This window comes from Arthrobacter sp. U41, assembly GCF_007679325.1.
GTDB lineage: Bacteria > Actinomycetota > Actinomycetes > Actinomycetales > Micrococcaceae > Arthrobacter.
The window spans coordinates 937,191-950,883 of record NZ_VEGI01000001.1 but is presented as its reverse complement, the minus strand read 5'-3'; the positions used below and the strand labels follow the sequence as shown (position 1 = coordinate 950,883).

The window sequence follows — 13,693 nt, the reverse complement described above, 5'->3', positions numbered from 1 at the left end:
ATCCGCAGACATGGCAAAAGTACTGGTATTCATTGACAACCCGGGCCAGGCGCTGAAAAAGGCCAGCCTGGAGCTGCTCACCATAGCCCGGTCCCTGGGCGAACCTGCGGTCGCGTTCAACGGCGAACTGCACGACGACGTCGCAGCCACGTTGGCGGCCTACGGCGTTCAAACGCTGTACCGGCCCTCCGTGGCGGACCTCGACGACTACCTCGTGGGCCCCAAAGCGTCCTATCTTGCCGCCGCGGTGCAGACCGCGGACGCCACGGTGGTCCTGACCGAGAACTCGGCGGAGGCCAAGGAAACCGCGGCGAGACTGGGCATCAAGCTCGGAGCCGGCGTCATCACCGACGTCGTTGCCGTGGATCCGGACGGCACGGCGCACAAGTCCGTGCTGGCCGGCTCCTACCTCACCACGGCGAGGGCCACCACTCCCGTCGCGGTCCTCACCGTCAAGTCCAACAGCGTCACTCAGGAACCGGCCGTCACCGGCACGGCGCCGGCGACGGTCACGGTGGCAGTGCCGGAGACCGCCACCGCAGCGTCGGCACGGATCACCGCCCGCAGCGACAAGGCCGCCAGCGGCCGCCCGGACCTCGCCGAGGCGCGGATCGTTGTGGCCGGCGGGCGAGGCGTCGAGGGCAATTTCGGCCCGGTGGAAGACCTTGCCGATGCCCTCGGAGCAGCCATCGGCGCTTCCCGCGCCGCGACCGACGCCGGCTGGATCGGCCATGACGCCCAGATCGGCCAGACCGGCAAGACCGTTTCGCCCCAGCTGTACATCTCGGCGGGCATCTCCGGGGCCGTCCAGCAGAAGTCCGGCATGCAGACCGCAAAGGTGATCGTGGCCGTGAACAAGGATGCCGAGTCTCCCGTATTCGAAATCGCCGACTTCGGCATCGTGGGGGATCTCTTCCAGGTCCTGCCGCAGGCCACCGAGGAAATCAAGAAGCGCAGGGGATAAGTCCTTGAACACTTCCGCCGCGCAGGCGCAAAGCCCGTTCGACCCGGAACACCACCGGGTCGAGCGGGTGCTTTGTTTCACTGCCCACCCGGACGACGTCGACTTCGGCGCCGCCGGCACGATCGCCGCCTGGACCGCCGCAGGCGTCCAGGTCAGCTACTGCATCATGACGGACGGAGACGCCGGCGGCTTCGACCCCGCGCAACGGGACGAGATCGTCCGGCTGCGGAACGAGGAACAGCGCCGTGCGGCCGCCCTGGTCGGGGTGACAGACATCCACTACCTGCATGAACGCGACGGCTACCTCGAGCCCTCGCACGGGGTGATACGCGAGGTGGTGCGGCTGATCCGGCAACTCCGGCCCGACGTCGTGCTCTCAATGCACCCCGAACGGAACTGGAACCGGATCCAGAAGAGCCACCCCGACCATCTGGCGGTGGGGGAGGCCGTGACCCGGGCGGTGTATCCGGCGCTGGAGAACCCGTTCGCGTACCCGGAGCTGGCCGAGGCCGGGCTGGAGGCCTACAAACTGCCCTGGCTGTGGCTCTTCGCCGGGCCGGAGGAACGCGAGAACCACTTCGTGGACGTCACGGACCACGTCGAGGGCAAACTCGCTGCCATCCACATCCACGTCAGCCAGCACCCCGACATCGAGGCCATGGACCGCACGGTCCGCGGGCTGATGGTCCGGACCGCGGAGCGCGGCGGGCTGCCGGCGGGCCGAAGCGCCGAGGCCTTCCACGTTGTGGAAGTCAACGGCGCGGGGACCATCGCGGGCTTCTAGTGTTGCCCCCTGCCACTCCTCTCCCATAAGCTGGAGGCTGTTTAAATCATATTTAATTGAGGAAGGCGGGCTTCAGTGACGAAGACTGCGCAGCACCCCGTGCTCGTGATCATGGGCGTCTCGGGATCCGGGAAGTCGACCGTGGCGGGCCTGCTGGCCAGCCGGCTGGGCTGGGATTTCGCGGAGGGCGATGACCTGCACCCCGCATCCAACGTGGCGAAGATGCAGGCCGGCCAGCCCCTGACCGACGAGGACCGCTGGCCCTGGCTGGAAAGCATCGCCGGATGGATCCGGGAGCACACCGGAACCGGCGCCCCCGGCGTAGTCACCTGCTCGGCGCTGAAAAAGCGTTACCGGGATGTCCTGCGCGGCGAGGGAGTGGTGTTCGTTTTCCTCGACGGCAGCAAGGACCGGATCTCGGACCGGCTGGCATCCCGGCACGGGCACTTTATGCCCCCGGCCCTGCTCGAATCCCAGTTCGAGGCGCTCGAGGCCCCCACTCCTGAAGAGAACGCCATCACGCTGAGCGTCAGCTCCGCGCCGGCGGACGAAACGCAGGAGATCATTGACCGGCTCCACCTCGACGCCGTCCGGCCTGCGGCGCCTTAGCCGCAGCGGGACAGAAACCGCGGGCCCCGCACCGTCTGAAGGTGCGGGGCCCGCAGTTGTGCTGGTGCCGGTTTTACGCGCCCAGGGGGGCCGCCGCCACGGTCGGCATGGTCGGCGACGTCGAGCCGCCGGTCGGTTCCACCGTGATGCCGAGGGCGGCTGCGCTGCCGATGCCCTCGACTACGGCCGGCTTGGACAGGGCTTCCGCATCCATCAGGCCCTGGGAGACCGGCGCCGAGCCGTCCTTCTGGATGAGCCACATCTGGTACACCTTGCCAGGCGGGGGCGCCGGGACGTCGTTCATCTCTACGACGACTGCGTCCTTGGAAGGCGAGACGGACACGGTGGCCGTGCCGCCGCCGGTGACGTCGACAGTGGCCTGCCGCACATCGCCGGCCTGCAGCACCTGGTTCAGCGGGTCGTTCAGGTTCGCCACGTAGGCTCCGACTCCGACTCCGCCCAAGGCGATGAGGGCGGCGGCGGCGACGCCGACGAGCCAGTTGCGCATGCCCTGGGGCCGGCGTCGTTCGTCCCGGCGCTTGCGGGCGGCGCCGAGTTCGTCGGTGACGGGGAGCTCCGATGCTTCCCGGACGGGCCGGGCCACGACGGGAGGTACCGCCGCCGGATCCTGAACCGGGCGCGTGGCGGGCACGGCGGCCGGGGCCTGGGCGGGCAGGGTCGCCATGATCCGGTCCAGCAGGCCGGCCGGGGGTTCTTCCTCGGCGGTGAAGCTCGTGGCCAGCGTCTCCCGGGCCTGCCGGACGCGCTCGTTAAAGGCGGCGCGTTCGGCCTGCGGAGCCGAGGCGAGGTAACCCTCGATGGCGGCACGCTCGGCGTCGTCCACGGCGTTCAGTGCGTACAGCTCAGCGAGGTCTGCCGCGCGGCCGGAGGCAAGGTCGGTGGCGATGTCGGCGGCAAAGCCGGAGGGGACGCGGCCGTTGTTGTGTGCGCTCATGTCGGTCATCTCAACTCACCCCCAGACAGGTCTTCAGTCGGATTAGTCCGTCGCGGATGCGGGACTTGATAGTGGGCACCGCAGCATTGAGCTTCTCTGCGACTTCCCGATAGGTGAGGCCGCCATAGTAGGCGAGCCGCACGGACTCCCGTTGTGTGTCGGTCAGAGTGTCCAGGCAACGGACCACGGCCTCGGCTTCCAGCCGGCTGCCGACCTCGTCGGAGACCGAGTCGTGGTCGATGTCCTGGCTGCTGGCACCGTATTTCGCTTCCCGGTCGGTGGACGATTGGGAGGACCGGACCTTGTCCACGGCCCTGCGGTGGGAGATCGTCATCAGCCACGCGAGCGGGCTCCCGGCCTCGGGATTGAACTTGGCGGCGCTTTGCCAGACCTGGAGGAAAACCTCCTGCGTAGTGTCCTCGCTGAGTTCCACGTCAATCAGTACCCGCCGGGCCATGCCGAAGACGCGCCGGGACGTGAGTTCGTAGAACTCTGCGAAGGCTGCCTGGTCGCCGCGGGCAATCTGTTCCAGCAATCCGCCGAGCCTGCGGTTCACATCAGCCGACGTGCCCGGGGGAGCGGTTACCTCGGGATTCGGGGCATTGGGAGTTTCCATCACCTTCAAGCATAAGGTGCCCGCCGCCGATCGCGGGTCATGGGAGGCTCCGCCCGCGGAACGGCCGCCTGCAGGCCCCCGGACGGGGCGCCTGTTCGCCTGCAATGCTGTCACCTGCCGCTCCTCGCTCCCTTCCCGCTCCCATGGCCTGCCGGTTTGACGGGCTTCATAAGTGATTCGGAACAGCGGTGGAACCGGATGGGCGGAGCCCCGGAAAAGTTGCGTCAGCTAGAGCTTGGCGCCGGCGAATCCGTTCTGGCGCCAGGCTTCGTAGACGGCGATCGAGGCGGCGTTCGCAAGATTCAGCGACCTCAGGGAAGGCAGCATCGGCAGCCGGACGCGGGACGTGACATGGGAGTCATTCTTGAGGTCCTCGGACAGCCCCACGGACTCCCTGCCGAACATCAACACGTCACCGGGCCGGTAGCTGATTTCCGTGTAGGAAGCCTCACCGTCGGAGGTGAAGGCGAAGACACGATCCGGTGCCAGGGCGGCCCAGGCGGCGTCGATGTCCTGATGGACGGTCACAACGGCGAGGTCGTGGTAGTCGAGGCCCGCCCGGCGCAGCTTGGCGTCGGAGAAGTCGAACCCCAGGGGCTCGACCAGATGCAGCTCCGCGCCCGTAATGGCAGCCAGCCGGATCGCGTTGCCCGTATTGCCGGGGATTTCTGGGGTGTGGAAGAGGATGCGGAACACCGTCCCATCCTAGCGAGCCTGCTAGTGCATCCCGCGCAGGAGCCGGGCGAGCACGGGAACGATGACGGTGTTGGGGGCCGGGCCGGAACCCAGGAACTGCTTGAGGCCGCGGGCCAGCCCGGCGGCGTTGACCACCTGGACGGTCTCGTGTGCGCCAGAACGGCGGTGCCGGTCGATCACCGGTTCGTGCAGGTTGCCGTCGGTGCTGTGGACCACGGTCCAGCCGGTGACGTTGAGCTCCGGAAAGATGTCCTGCATCCGGCGCACCACATGGGCCAGCTGGGGCGGGGCGATGGACCGTCCGCCGTGGGTCAGGGCACTGCCGTTCCAGGCGTAGGCGCCAGGCGGCAGCAGCATTGAGCCGATGACCGCCATGCGGTAGCCGGAGAGCACCACGTGGTCGATGTGGCTGTTGTCCGCCGGGGACTGCAGCCCGTTGATGAGCCGGGCGGCCGGGATGGCGGGGAGGACCTGGCGGGTGATGAGCTGTACGGTGCGCATTTCCCGCTGGATCCTTGCCTCCGCCCCGAAGATACCGCGCTTGCGGGGGAGCCCGTGGATCTGCTGGCGGGCCAGGTCCTGCGGGATCAGCGGCACTTCGCCGGTCCCGGCGTACTGCTCGAAAGGCGGGATATAGACCGGCGCGTCCGAGGCGGTGTTCCGGGGTGTATTGGGGCGCCGGACATTGGCGGAGGCGCGGCTGCCGGCCGCCGGGGCATCAAAGTGGGCCCCCTCGTCAGCGGGCGGTTCCGCGAAGGCGCCGCGGCCGCTGCCGTAGGAGCGGTCGTAATCCGCCCGGCTTTTGGCATCGATCAGCGTCTCATAGGCGAGGGTGACGCGCCGGAAAGCGGCAGGGTCCCCGCCGTGGTCAGGGTGCGCGGTGCGGGCGGCCCTACGGTAGGCCACCTTGATTTCCTTATCCGTCGCCGTCACGGGGATCCGAAGGACCTGGTAATGCGAGCTGTTGCCCTGCGTCAAGCAAGAATCCTTTGCGTCGATGGCGCCAGCCCGTCCTGGGCGTCGCCTGGCCAGTTTAACCGGCTAGGGGGAGAACGAGCGTACCGGCACGGAAGGTTCCCGACCGCTGGCATAATTCAGCGCATGAAGATCGCCGTTGCCGTCAACCCGCGGGCATCCTTTGGCCGCGGGTTGCACGCCGGCAACGAAGCAGCGGCGTGCTTCCGGGCCGCAGGGGCCGGGGTCCTGCTCCTGTGTGAGGACAGCTACGACGCGCTGGCGGCGTCCGTGGACAAGGCGCTGGCCTCCGGCGTGGATGCCCTCGTGATGGTGGGCGGAGACGGCATGGTCCACCTCGGGGTCAATGCGCTCGCAGGGTTGGGCATGCCCTTCGGCGCGGTCCCGCTGGGGATCGTCCCCACCGGCACCGGAAACGATATGGCGCGCTCTCTGGGAGTGCCGGTCCACGACATCCCCGGCGCCTGTGCAGCCGTGCTCGCAGCCCTGGCCGCCGGCGGGCGGATGATCGACGCCGGACGGGTGTCCTCCGGCGGGACGTCCCGCTGGTTCGCCGGTGTGGTGTCCGCCGGGTTCGACGCGGCCGTCAATGAACGGGCCAACGCCTGGCGGTGGCCCCGCGGCAAGGCGCGCTACTATCTGGCCATGCTCCGCGAACTCGCCTCGTTCCGGGCCATCAATTACACCGTTACCGCCGACGGCGGGACCTGGCGGCAGGGCGCCATGCTGATCTCCGTCGCCAACGGGCAGTCGATTGGCGGCGGAATGAAGGTCACGCCTGACGCCGTGCTCGACGACGGCTACCTGGACCTGTTCATCGTCGGCCCGCTCTCCCGGACGGGCCTGCTGAAAGTCTTTCCCCGGGTCTTTTCCGGCGGCCATCTCGGGCATCCGGCCGTGCACATCAGGCGCGTCCGCACAGTGGAACTGTCCGCCGAAAACGTGGTGGCCTACGCCGACGGGGAACGGATCGGCCCGCTGCCCCTCACCATCGAAGTGATTCCCGGAGCCATCCGCGTCCTGGCGTAGCCGCGGGCCGGACGCCGGACGGGCCTTCCGTGGCGCGGAACCGGTGAGTCTAGAATCGTGCGGAGGCCCGGGCGGTAACCCGGGCGGTAAAGCGAAGCGGCAGAGCGGAGGCGGGGCATGGGAAGCAGGCTGGAAGCCGGGATGACGGCGGCGTCGGCCGCAGGGGTTGGTTCGCGCCGCGCGCGGTCCGTGCACCGGGGGAGGCGCGCCTTCCTGGCGCTCGCAGTGTCGACGGCCCTGGCCGGCTGCAGCGTCGGTATTCCTGACCCCGCGGCCCCCAATGCGGCACCGGCGACTCCGACCCTCGCCACCCCCACCATCACACCCGGTTATGACGCCGCTGCCGTGGCCGCGAAGGACATGCCCTTCGCTGCCGGGGCGACTCTGGCGGCCGGCGTGCCCATCCAGCTTTCCGACGGGCTGCGGGAGGTGCGGGTATGGAAGCCCGGCGCGGAGAACGTGGCCGGCGCGAGCCAGTACGTCAAAGAGGATGGCTGTGTGGCATCGGCAAAGGTACGGACCAACCAGTCAGCCCTCGCCGTCGCCGGGGACGACAAAGCGTCCACGGAGGCGCTCTTCCGGTACCTGGACGCGAGCATCCTTCCCGGGTACCTGAAGCCGGCGACACTGCGCTGGGGTGGCGAACCCGGCGGGCCCGCTCCGCGCGTCGACGTGCTGGTGTTGACGGGCGGGGAGCGGGCAGGTGCCAGGGCCACCGCTGTCTACGCCCGGTTGTTCAGCAAAGCGGGCTCGTCCGTGTACCTGTCCGTTTCGTGCCCCAACGCGCGGTCGCTGGCCGCGGCGCGGGGCGACGTTGAAGCGCGGATCGCCGTCGTTCCGCCCGGCTGAGTCGGCCGTCGGGCCGACTCCGCGCTCCGGCTGACTCCTCAGTCGGCCCGGAACCCGTCGGCCCGGAACCCGTCAGTCCTGTTTTGTCCTCGAGGGCCTTGTTGGCGAGAGCCGATTCAGCGCCAGGGCCCCGACCAGCAGGCCGAAGTCCCGCAGGGCCACGTCGTAGAAATCGCCCAGGATGATGAGGTTGATGATGATTCCGAGAAGCCACACGGCCACGAGCAGCGAGCCGAAGCGCGGTTTCAGGGCAACCGCCAGGCCGGCGGCGATCTCGACGACGCCAACGACGTACATGATGGTCTGCGCCGGAAGCGGGACCACGGTGGTGACCACGGGCGCCAGGTACATGGTCCAGTCGGTGAGCAGATTGGTGAACTTGTCGAGGCCGAAGACCACCGGCGCAACGGTGAAGACTGTTCGGAGAAGCAGGAAAGCCTGCCGCTCGGGAGCCGCGGCCAGTGGCCGGGCGGGCGTGGCGATGGATGCAGGGGATTTCATCACGACTCCTTCTAAAAGTGGGTAACATGATTTTAGAAGGGCGCAGGGATTAAGCAATGAATCTTGTTTTTAGAGCTAGGCTGATTTTATGATCCGATCCCCTTGGAACCGCAGGATTGCGGCCGTCGCCTCACTGGGGGACGAGAGCCGCCGGAAGCTGTTCGATTTTGTCGCCTCGGCCGGCCGTGCCGTCAGCCGCGACGACGCCGCCGGAGCCCTCGGCCTGCCCCGCAGCACGGCGTCCTTCCAGCTGGACAGGCTGGTGCAGGATGGGCTTCTGGCCGTGGAATTCCGGAAGCTTGGCGGCAGGGGAGGGCCGGGGTCTGGCCGGCCGGCCAAGCTGTATCTGGCCGCCGTCCGGGAAGTCGCTGCCTCGGTGCCGGACCGAAACTACGATCTGGCCGCCGAACTGCTTGTCTCGGCCATCGAGGAGTCGGCGGCCGGCGGTGGTTCCGCCCGCGAAGCGCTGGTGCGGACCGCTTACGCCCGGGGGCTGGCGGCAGCCCAGGCCAGGGCCGGCGAGGCGGAACAGGATGGCGCGCGGCCGGCAGCGGCCGGCACCGACTTTGCCGGGTTCCTCGCGGCGGAGGGCTACCGTCCGGAGGACGACGGCGAGGGTGGTCTGGTGCTGCTCAACTGCCCCTTCCACCGGATCGCCGAGGGCCACACCGAGGTGGTCTGCGCCATGAACGGTGCGTTCCTGGGCGGGGCCGCGGCGGGGTGCGGCATCGATCCGGGCCGGGTGCAGGCACTCGCCATCGACGAGCTTCGCGCCCAGGGCGCCGCGCAGCCGGCGCAGTGCTGCGCCCGGATCCGGCCCTAGGGTGTGTGGCGGCGCGTCGGGGTGGGGCCGGAGGCCGCCGGCGCGGCGGGAGCCGGGGCAGGCGGTGCCGGGACTGTGGAAGCCGGAAGAGTGTCCGCCGGGGACTTGGCCCGCGGCTTCGTCCCGGTCAGCAGCACACCGGCGACCACCAACAGGCCGCCCGCGACCTGGACGATGGTGAGCGGTGTCCCCAGCACCACGGTGATCACTGCCGTGAAGACCACAATCAGGTTGAGGTAGTTCCCGGCGGTGCCCGGCGCGGTGGTCTTCAGCGCAAGGTTCCACAGGAGGTAGGCGCCCAGGGACGGGAAGACCACGATGTAGGCCAGCGACCACGCCTCGGCCTGAGTCTGGGGAAGCCGCACGTCCGCGGCGACGGCGAAGGGCGCCAGCGTCACGCCGGCGATCACCACCTGCGTCGCGGTGGCCGTAATGGCCGGAACGTCCAGCCTGCGGGCAATGATCGTGTAGCAGCCCCAGACGAGGATCGCGCCGATCATCATGACCTCACCAATATTCAGGGACAGGCTGACCACCCGCTGCAGCTCGCCCCGGGTCAACACCAGCAGGACGCCAAGAAGGCCAAGCACGATGCCGAACCAGCCCCGCCGCGTGGTCCTCTCGCCCGTCAGGACCATCGCCAGGACAACGATCAGCGCCGGGTTGGCCGCCGTGATCAGCGACGCGTTCATGGCCGAGGTGTGGCCCAGGGCGCCGTACAGCAGAAGCGTGTAGCCGCTCATGCCCAGCACACTGAGAAGGAGGAGCACCGGCCAGCGGCGCAGCACCGCGCGCCAGTCCGGCTTCTCCACGAAATGGGCCAGCAGCACCAGCGGCACGGCGGCCAGCGTCCAGCGCCAGAACGTCAGGTCCAGGGGCGTCATGGAGGCGACGGCGACCTGGGCGACTATGAAATTCCCGGACCAGAAGAGTGTGGCCAGGACGAGGTACAAGGACGCTTTCACCGCTCGAATGTACACCAATGCCGCGCCGGGACCGCGGGTAGAATTGCCCTGTGCCCGTATACCTTGACCATGCCGCCACCACCACCCTCGCCCCTGAGGCCCTGGCGGCGCTGACCCGTGAACTGGCCCGCACGGGCAACCCGTCCTCACTCCACGGATCGGGCCGCCGCGCCCGCCGCGCCGTCGAGGACGCCCGCGAGGTGCTGGCTGCCGCGGCCGGGGCGCACCCCTCCGAAGTCATCTTTACCTCGGGCGGAACCGAAGCCGACAACCTTGCCGTGAAAGGCCTCTACTGGGCCCGGCGCGCAGGGAACCCGCAGCGCACGCGCATCCTGTGCTCCGCCGTCGAACACCACGCGGTGCTGGACACTGTCGAATGGCTCGAGCGGCACGAGGGTGCCGAGGTGTCCTGGCTGCCGGTGGATGCGGACGGCGTCGTGGACCTGGCCGTGCTGGAGGCCGAGCTGTCCCGGGACCCCGCCTCGATCGCCCTGGTCACGGTGATGTGGGCCAACAACGAAGTCGGCAGCATCCAGCCCGTGCCAGAGATCGTCGAACTGGCGCACCGGGCCGGCGTCCCGGTCCACTCCGACGCCGTCCAGGCCTTCGGCTCCGTTCCCGTGGATTTCCGCGCCTCCGGGCTGGACGCCATGTCCATCTCGGGGCACAAGATCGGCGGCCCGGTCGGCGTCGGAGCGCTGATGCTGGGCCGCGACGTGAAGCTGACCCCGGTGCAGCACGGCGGGGGACAGGAACGGGACGTCCGCTCCGGGACCCTGGACACCGCCTCCATTGCAGCCTTTGCCGCGGCGGCCGAAGCCGTCGCCGCCAACCTTCCGGAGGAAGCGGCACGCATTGCTGCCCTCCGGGACACACTGATCGACGGCGTCCTGGCTGCGGTGCCCGACGCCGTACTGCGCGGGGCCCCCGGCCACGGGCGGCTGCCGGGCAACGCCCACTTCACCTTCCCCGGCTGCGAAGGCGACTCACTGTTGTTCCTGCTCGATCTGGCCGGGGTCGAATCCTCCACCGGGTCGGCCTGCACGGCGGGGGTCCCGCGGCCGTCCCACGTGCTGCTGGCCATGGGACTGGATGAGGACACGGCCCGCGGCGCCCAGCGGTTCAGCCTGGGGCATTCCTCCACCGGGGCCGACGTCGACGCGCTGCTGGCGGCGCTGCCGGGAGCCTACACCCGTGCGCGGCAGGCCGGCATGGCCGGCCACGAGTCCAGCATCCAGACCGCCGGCACCGTCGCCCGCCAGTCCGCCGCCACGGACTAGGCTTCCGGCAGGAGCCCGTCGAGCGGGACGTCCGGATCGGCCAGGGCGGCAGGGCTCACGGCGGTTTTCGCCGAGATGAGCTGCTTGATCAGCTTTTGCGGCTTGGCGGAACGCGGCCAGTTGACGCTCATGCCAGCCACTACCCGGCCGCCGCGCTGCCAGAAGGCGAGGAACTCCCTGCCCTCCAGTGAACCCCGGATGGCGGGCGGCCCCGAGACGAGTGACGGGAAGCCGGAGTACTCCATGCTGACGTCGAACTGGTCGGTGTAGAAGTAGGGGACCGTGTCCAGGGAGGCGTCCCGCCCGAGCATCGCCTTGGCTGCCACTTTGCCCCCATTGAGGGCATTGGACCAGTGTTCGCTGCGGTGGTGCTCTCCGGTGAAGGGATGCAGTGCGTTCGCGACGTCGCCGGCGGCAAAGATCCCGGGCGCCGAAGTCCGCAGCGAGGCATCCGTGAGGATGCCGTTGTCCAGTGCGATCCCCGCAGCCCCGGCCAGGGACACCTCGGGGACCACCCCGACGGCGATGACCACCAGGTCCGCGGGCAGGACCTCCCCGGCATCCGTGACCACGCCCGTGACCCGGCCCGACTGGCCGCTGATCCCGGCGGCCGAGGCGGGGAGCCGGAAGCGGACGCCGTTCGCTTCGTGCAGCGAACGGAAGAAACCGCCCAGTTCCGGCCCGATCGCGGCACCCAGCGGCACCTCCTCCAGCCCGAGCAGCGTGACGGAATTCCCGTAGGCGCTCGCCGCGGCGGCCAGCTCCATCCCGATCCAACCCGAACCGATCATCACGACGTTCCGGCCGCCGTCGGCCAGGGCGGCGCGCAGGCGGCGGCTGTCCTCCACGGTGCGGAAAGTGCTAACCCCCTCCAGGTCGCTTCCGGGCAGCGGAATGTGCCGGGGACGCGCCCCGGTGGCCAGCAGCAGCGTGGAGTAGCCCAGCGCCCGTCCGTCCGAAAGAATCACGCTGCGGGCCCCCGGATCAATCCGCGTGACGGTGGTGTCCAGCTGCAGGTCCACCCCGTTCTCCGCGTACCAGCCCGCCGGAACCACCGGCAGGGCGTCGTCGTCGGCTTTGGCCAGGAGGTAGTCCTTGGACAGCGGTGGTCGCAGGTAAGGGTGGTGCCGCTCCTCCGCCAGCAGGATCACCGGCCCGCCGTGACCTTCCGCGCGGAGGGTCTTGGCCGCGGTGGCGCCGGCCAGGCCGCCGCCCACGATCACGATGTTTTCGGAGGAGGCCACAGTGTGCTCGATTCCTGCGGCCGCCGGCACGCCCGGGGCCGCCTGTCGCGGGAATAGTATCTAAAACCGTTATTTTTGACTTTAGAATCACCCCCGCGGGCCGTCAAGGCCTTTTGGGTGAGGATTCGGCGTGGCGATAGAATGGGTCGGCCGGCATTGTGCTATTTCTGCGTCCAGCAGCCGCCCGGGCCGGCAACAGCCCCCCGAACCCCAGAGAAAGTCAGTATGCGAGTTCTTGCAGCCATGAGCGGCGGCGTCGATTCCGCCGTTGCCGCAGCCCGCGCCGTCGAGGCGGGACACGACGTCGTCGGAGTCCACCTGGCGCTGTCCAGGATGCCCGGCACCCTGCGCACCGGCAGCCGAGGCTGCTGCACCATCGAGGATTCCCGCGACGCCTGGCGGGCCTGCGACGTGCTCGGGATTCCCTACTACGTGTGGGACTTCTCGGAGCGCTTCAAGGAAGACGTGGTCCAGGACTTCATTGACGAATACGCCGCGGGACGCACCCCCAACCCGTGCATGCGCTGCAACGAACGGATCAAGTTCGCCGCGCTGCTGGAGAAGGCGATCGCCCTGGGGTTCGACGCCGTCTGCACCGGCCACTACGCCAAGGTCATCACCGATGCCGAGGGCAACCCCGAGCTGCACCGCGCGGCGGACTGGGCCAAGGACCAGAGCTACGTGCTGGGTGTGCTCACACACGAACAGCTCAAGCACTCGATGTTCCCGCTCGCGGACACGCCGTCCAAGGCCGAGGTCCGCGCCGAAGCGGAACGCCGCGGCCTGTCCGTGGCCAACAAGCCGGACAGCCATGACATCTGCTTCATCCCCGACGGCGACACCGCCGGGTGGCTGGCCGAGAAGATCGAGATGACCACCGGCGACATCGTGGACGAGTCCGGCGCCAAGGTCGGCGAGCACCCCGGGGCCAATGCGTTCACGGTCGGCCAGCGCCGCGGGTTAAAGCTCGGCACCCCGGCCGCCGACGGCAAACCGCGCTTTGTGCTGGAAATCCGGCCGAAGGAAAACAAGGTGGTGGTGGGGCCCGAGGCCCTCCTGGCCATCGACGAGATCCGCGGCATCAAGGTCTCGTGGGCGGGGCTGCCCATCGCCGAGGTGCACACCGGCGAGGAATTCGACTGCCATGCCCAGGTCCGGGCCCACGGGGACCCCGTACCCGCCACGGCCCATATGGAGGCCGGTGGCCTTGTGGTCACCCTGACCGAGCCCCTGCGCGGTGTGGCCCCCGGCCAGACTGTGGTGCTGTACCAGGGCAGCCGGGTGCTGGGCCAGGCCACCATCGACGCGGCGCGTTCGCTGCAGCGGGCCGCGCTCTAGGCCACCCGGTATGGGACGACCCCCGTCGGAGGCCGTCCCATGGCCCGTCGACAGAGGCCGCGCAC

Annotated in this window: 15 protein-coding genes; 8 read left to right on the top strand and 7 right to left on the bottom strand. The window is 69.3% G+C overall.

Translation table 11 applies throughout. The features are described from left to right. Nucleotides 1–10 precede the first annotated feature (10 nt). The 3 genes from FS787_RS04330 to FS787_RS04320 all read left to right on the top strand — a co-directional run bounded on the left by FS787_RS04330 (nt 11) and on the right by FS787_RS04320 (nt 2,357). A complete protein-coding gene (locus FS787_RS04330; protein WP_144671053.1) occupies nt 11–964 on the top strand; it encodes an electron transfer flavoprotein subunit alpha/FixB family protein in 954 nt (317 codons plus the stop codon). Between the two features lie 4 nt (nt 965–968). Beyond that, complete coding sequence (locus FS787_RS04325; protein ID WP_260982386.1) at nt 969–1,748, top strand: PIG-L deacetylase family protein; 780 nt, start codon at nt 969–971, stop codon at nt 1,746–1,748. A 75-nt stretch (nt 1,749–1,823) separates the two neighbouring features. Next, on the top strand, nt 1,824–2,357 hold the full coding sequence (locus FS787_RS04320) for a gluconokinase (protein ID WP_144671051.1): 534 nt from the start codon (nt 1,824–1,826) through the stop codon (nt 2,355–2,357). Between the two features lie 73 nt (nt 2,358–2,430). Here the strand turns inward: FS787_RS04320 and FS787_RS04315 are convergent, their stop codons facing one another. The 4 genes from FS787_RS04315 to FS787_RS04300 form a co-directional block, all read right to left on the bottom strand. Continuing rightward, the gene (locus FS787_RS04315; RefSeq protein WP_395940312.1) at nt 2,431–3,321 is read right to left on the bottom strand and encodes an anti-sigma factor domain-containing protein; all 891 of its coding nucleotides are present in this window, start codon (nt 3,319–3,321) and stop codon (nt 2,431–2,433) included. 1 nt (nt 3,322) lies between these two features. Next, nucleotides 3,323–3,928 carry an ECF RNA polymerase sigma factor SigK gene (gene sigK / locus FS787_RS04310; RefSeq protein ID WP_144671049.1) on the bottom strand — a complete coding sequence of 202 codons (606 nt, stop codon included), beginning with the start codon at nt 3,926–3,928 and terminating at the stop codon, nt 3,323–3,325. Nucleotides 3,929–4,156: 228 nt separating this feature from the next. Next, nucleotides 4,157–4,624, bottom strand: coding sequence for a tRNA (cytidine(34)-2'-O)-methyltransferase (locus FS787_RS04305; protein ID WP_144671048.1), 468 nt, complete (start codon nt 4,622–4,624; stop codon nt 4,157–4,159). Nucleotides 4,625–4,645: 21 nt separating this feature from the next. Then, nucleotides 4,646–5,602 carry a J domain-containing protein gene (locus FS787_RS04300; RefSeq protein WP_144671047.1) on the bottom strand — a complete coding sequence of 319 codons (957 nt, stop codon included), beginning with the start codon at nt 5,600–5,602 and terminating at the stop codon, nt 4,646–4,648. A gap of 123 nt (nt 5,603–5,725) precedes the next feature. Here FS787_RS04300 and FS787_RS04295 point away from each other — a divergent pair, with 123 nt between their 5' ends. After that, on the top strand, nt 5,726–6,628 hold the full coding sequence (locus FS787_RS04295) for a diacylglycerol kinase family protein (protein ID WP_144671046.1): 903 nt from the start codon (nt 5,726–5,728) through the stop codon (nt 6,626–6,628). A gap of 117 nt (nt 6,629–6,745) precedes the next feature. Next, on the top strand, nt 6,746–7,477 hold the full coding sequence (locus FS787_RS04290; protein WP_260982385.1) for a hypothetical protein: 732 nt from the start codon (nt 6,746–6,748) through the stop codon (nt 7,475–7,477). 72 nt (nt 7,478–7,549) lie between these two features. On the opposite strand, the gene FS787_RS04285 is transcribed toward FS787_RS04290, so the two are convergent. After that, on the bottom strand, nt 7,550–7,978 hold the full coding sequence (locus tag FS787_RS04285) for a hypothetical protein (protein WP_144671045.1): 429 nt from the start codon (nt 7,976–7,978) through the stop codon (nt 7,550–7,552). An 88-nt stretch (nt 7,979–8,066) separates the two neighbouring features. Here FS787_RS04285 and FS787_RS04280 point away from each other — a divergent pair, with 88 nt between their 5' ends. After that, nucleotides 8,067–8,801, top strand: coding sequence for a transcriptional regulator (locus FS787_RS04280; protein WP_144671044.1), 735 nt, complete (start codon nt 8,067–8,069; stop codon nt 8,799–8,801). Here the strand turns inward: FS787_RS04280 and FS787_RS04275 are convergent. Then, on the bottom strand, nt 8,798–9,766 hold the full coding sequence (locus tag FS787_RS04275; RefSeq protein WP_144671043.1) for a DMT family transporter: 969 nt from the start codon (nt 9,764–9,766) through the stop codon (nt 8,798–8,800). The two genes, FS787_RS04280 and FS787_RS04275, sit on opposite strands and share 4 nt — an antisense overlap. A 50-nt stretch (nt 9,767–9,816) precedes the next feature. On the opposite strand from FS787_RS04275, the gene FS787_RS04270 reads away from it, so the two are divergent. Further along, on the top strand, nt 9,817–11,046 hold the full coding sequence (locus FS787_RS04270; protein ID WP_144671042.1) for a cysteine desulfurase family protein: 1,230 nt from the start codon (nt 9,817–9,819) through the stop codon (nt 11,044–11,046). Here the strand turns inward: FS787_RS04270 and FS787_RS04265 are convergent. Continuing rightward, nucleotides 11,043–12,290: an NAD(P)/FAD-dependent oxidoreductase gene (locus FS787_RS04265; RefSeq protein WP_144671041.1), complete on the bottom strand. Its 1,248-nt coding sequence runs from the start codon at nt 12,288–12,290 to the stop codon at nt 11,043–11,045. The genes FS787_RS04270 and FS787_RS04265 overlap by 4 nt on opposite strands. Before the next feature lie 225 nt (nt 12,291–12,515). Here FS787_RS04265 and mnmA point away from each other — a divergent pair, with 225 nt between their 5' ends. Next, nucleotides 12,516–13,628: a tRNA 2-thiouridine(34) synthase MnmA gene (gene mnmA / locus FS787_RS04260; protein WP_144671040.1), complete on the top strand. Its 1,113-nt coding sequence runs from the start codon at nt 12,516–12,518 to the stop codon at nt 13,626–13,628. The last annotated feature ends 65 nt before the right edge of the window (nt 13,629–13,693 follow it).

Coding starts and splice junctions, on each gene's coding strand:
- FS787_RS04330 (WP_144671053.1), top strand. CDS start 11: ATGGCAAAAGTACTGGTATTCATTGACAACCCGGGCCAGGCGCTGAAA.
- FS787_RS04315 (WP_395940312.1), bottom strand. CDS start 3,321: ATGACCGACATGAGCGCACACAACAACGGCCGCGTCCCCTCCGGCTTT.
- sigK (WP_144671049.1), bottom strand. CDS start 3,928: ATGGAAACTCCCAATGCCCCGAATCCCGAGGTAACCGCTCCCCCGGGC.
- FS787_RS04295 (WP_144671046.1), top strand. CDS start 5,726: ATGAAGATCGCCGTTGCCGTCAACCCGCGGGCATCCTTTGGCCGCGGG.
- FS787_RS04290 (WP_260982385.1), top strand. CDS start 6,746: ATGGGAAGCAGGCTGGAAGCCGGGATGACGGCGGCGTCGGCCGCAGGG.
- FS787_RS04285 (WP_144671045.1), bottom strand. CDS start 7,978: ATGAAATCCCCTGCATCCATCGCCACGCCCGCCCGGCCACTGGCCGCG.
- FS787_RS04280 (WP_144671044.1), top strand. CDS start 8,067: ATGATCCGATCCCCTTGGAACCGCAGGATTGCGGCCGTCGCCTCACTG.
- mnmA (WP_144671040.1), top strand. CDS start 12,516: ATGCGAGTTCTTGCAGCCATGAGCGGCGGCGTCGATTCCGCCGTTGCC.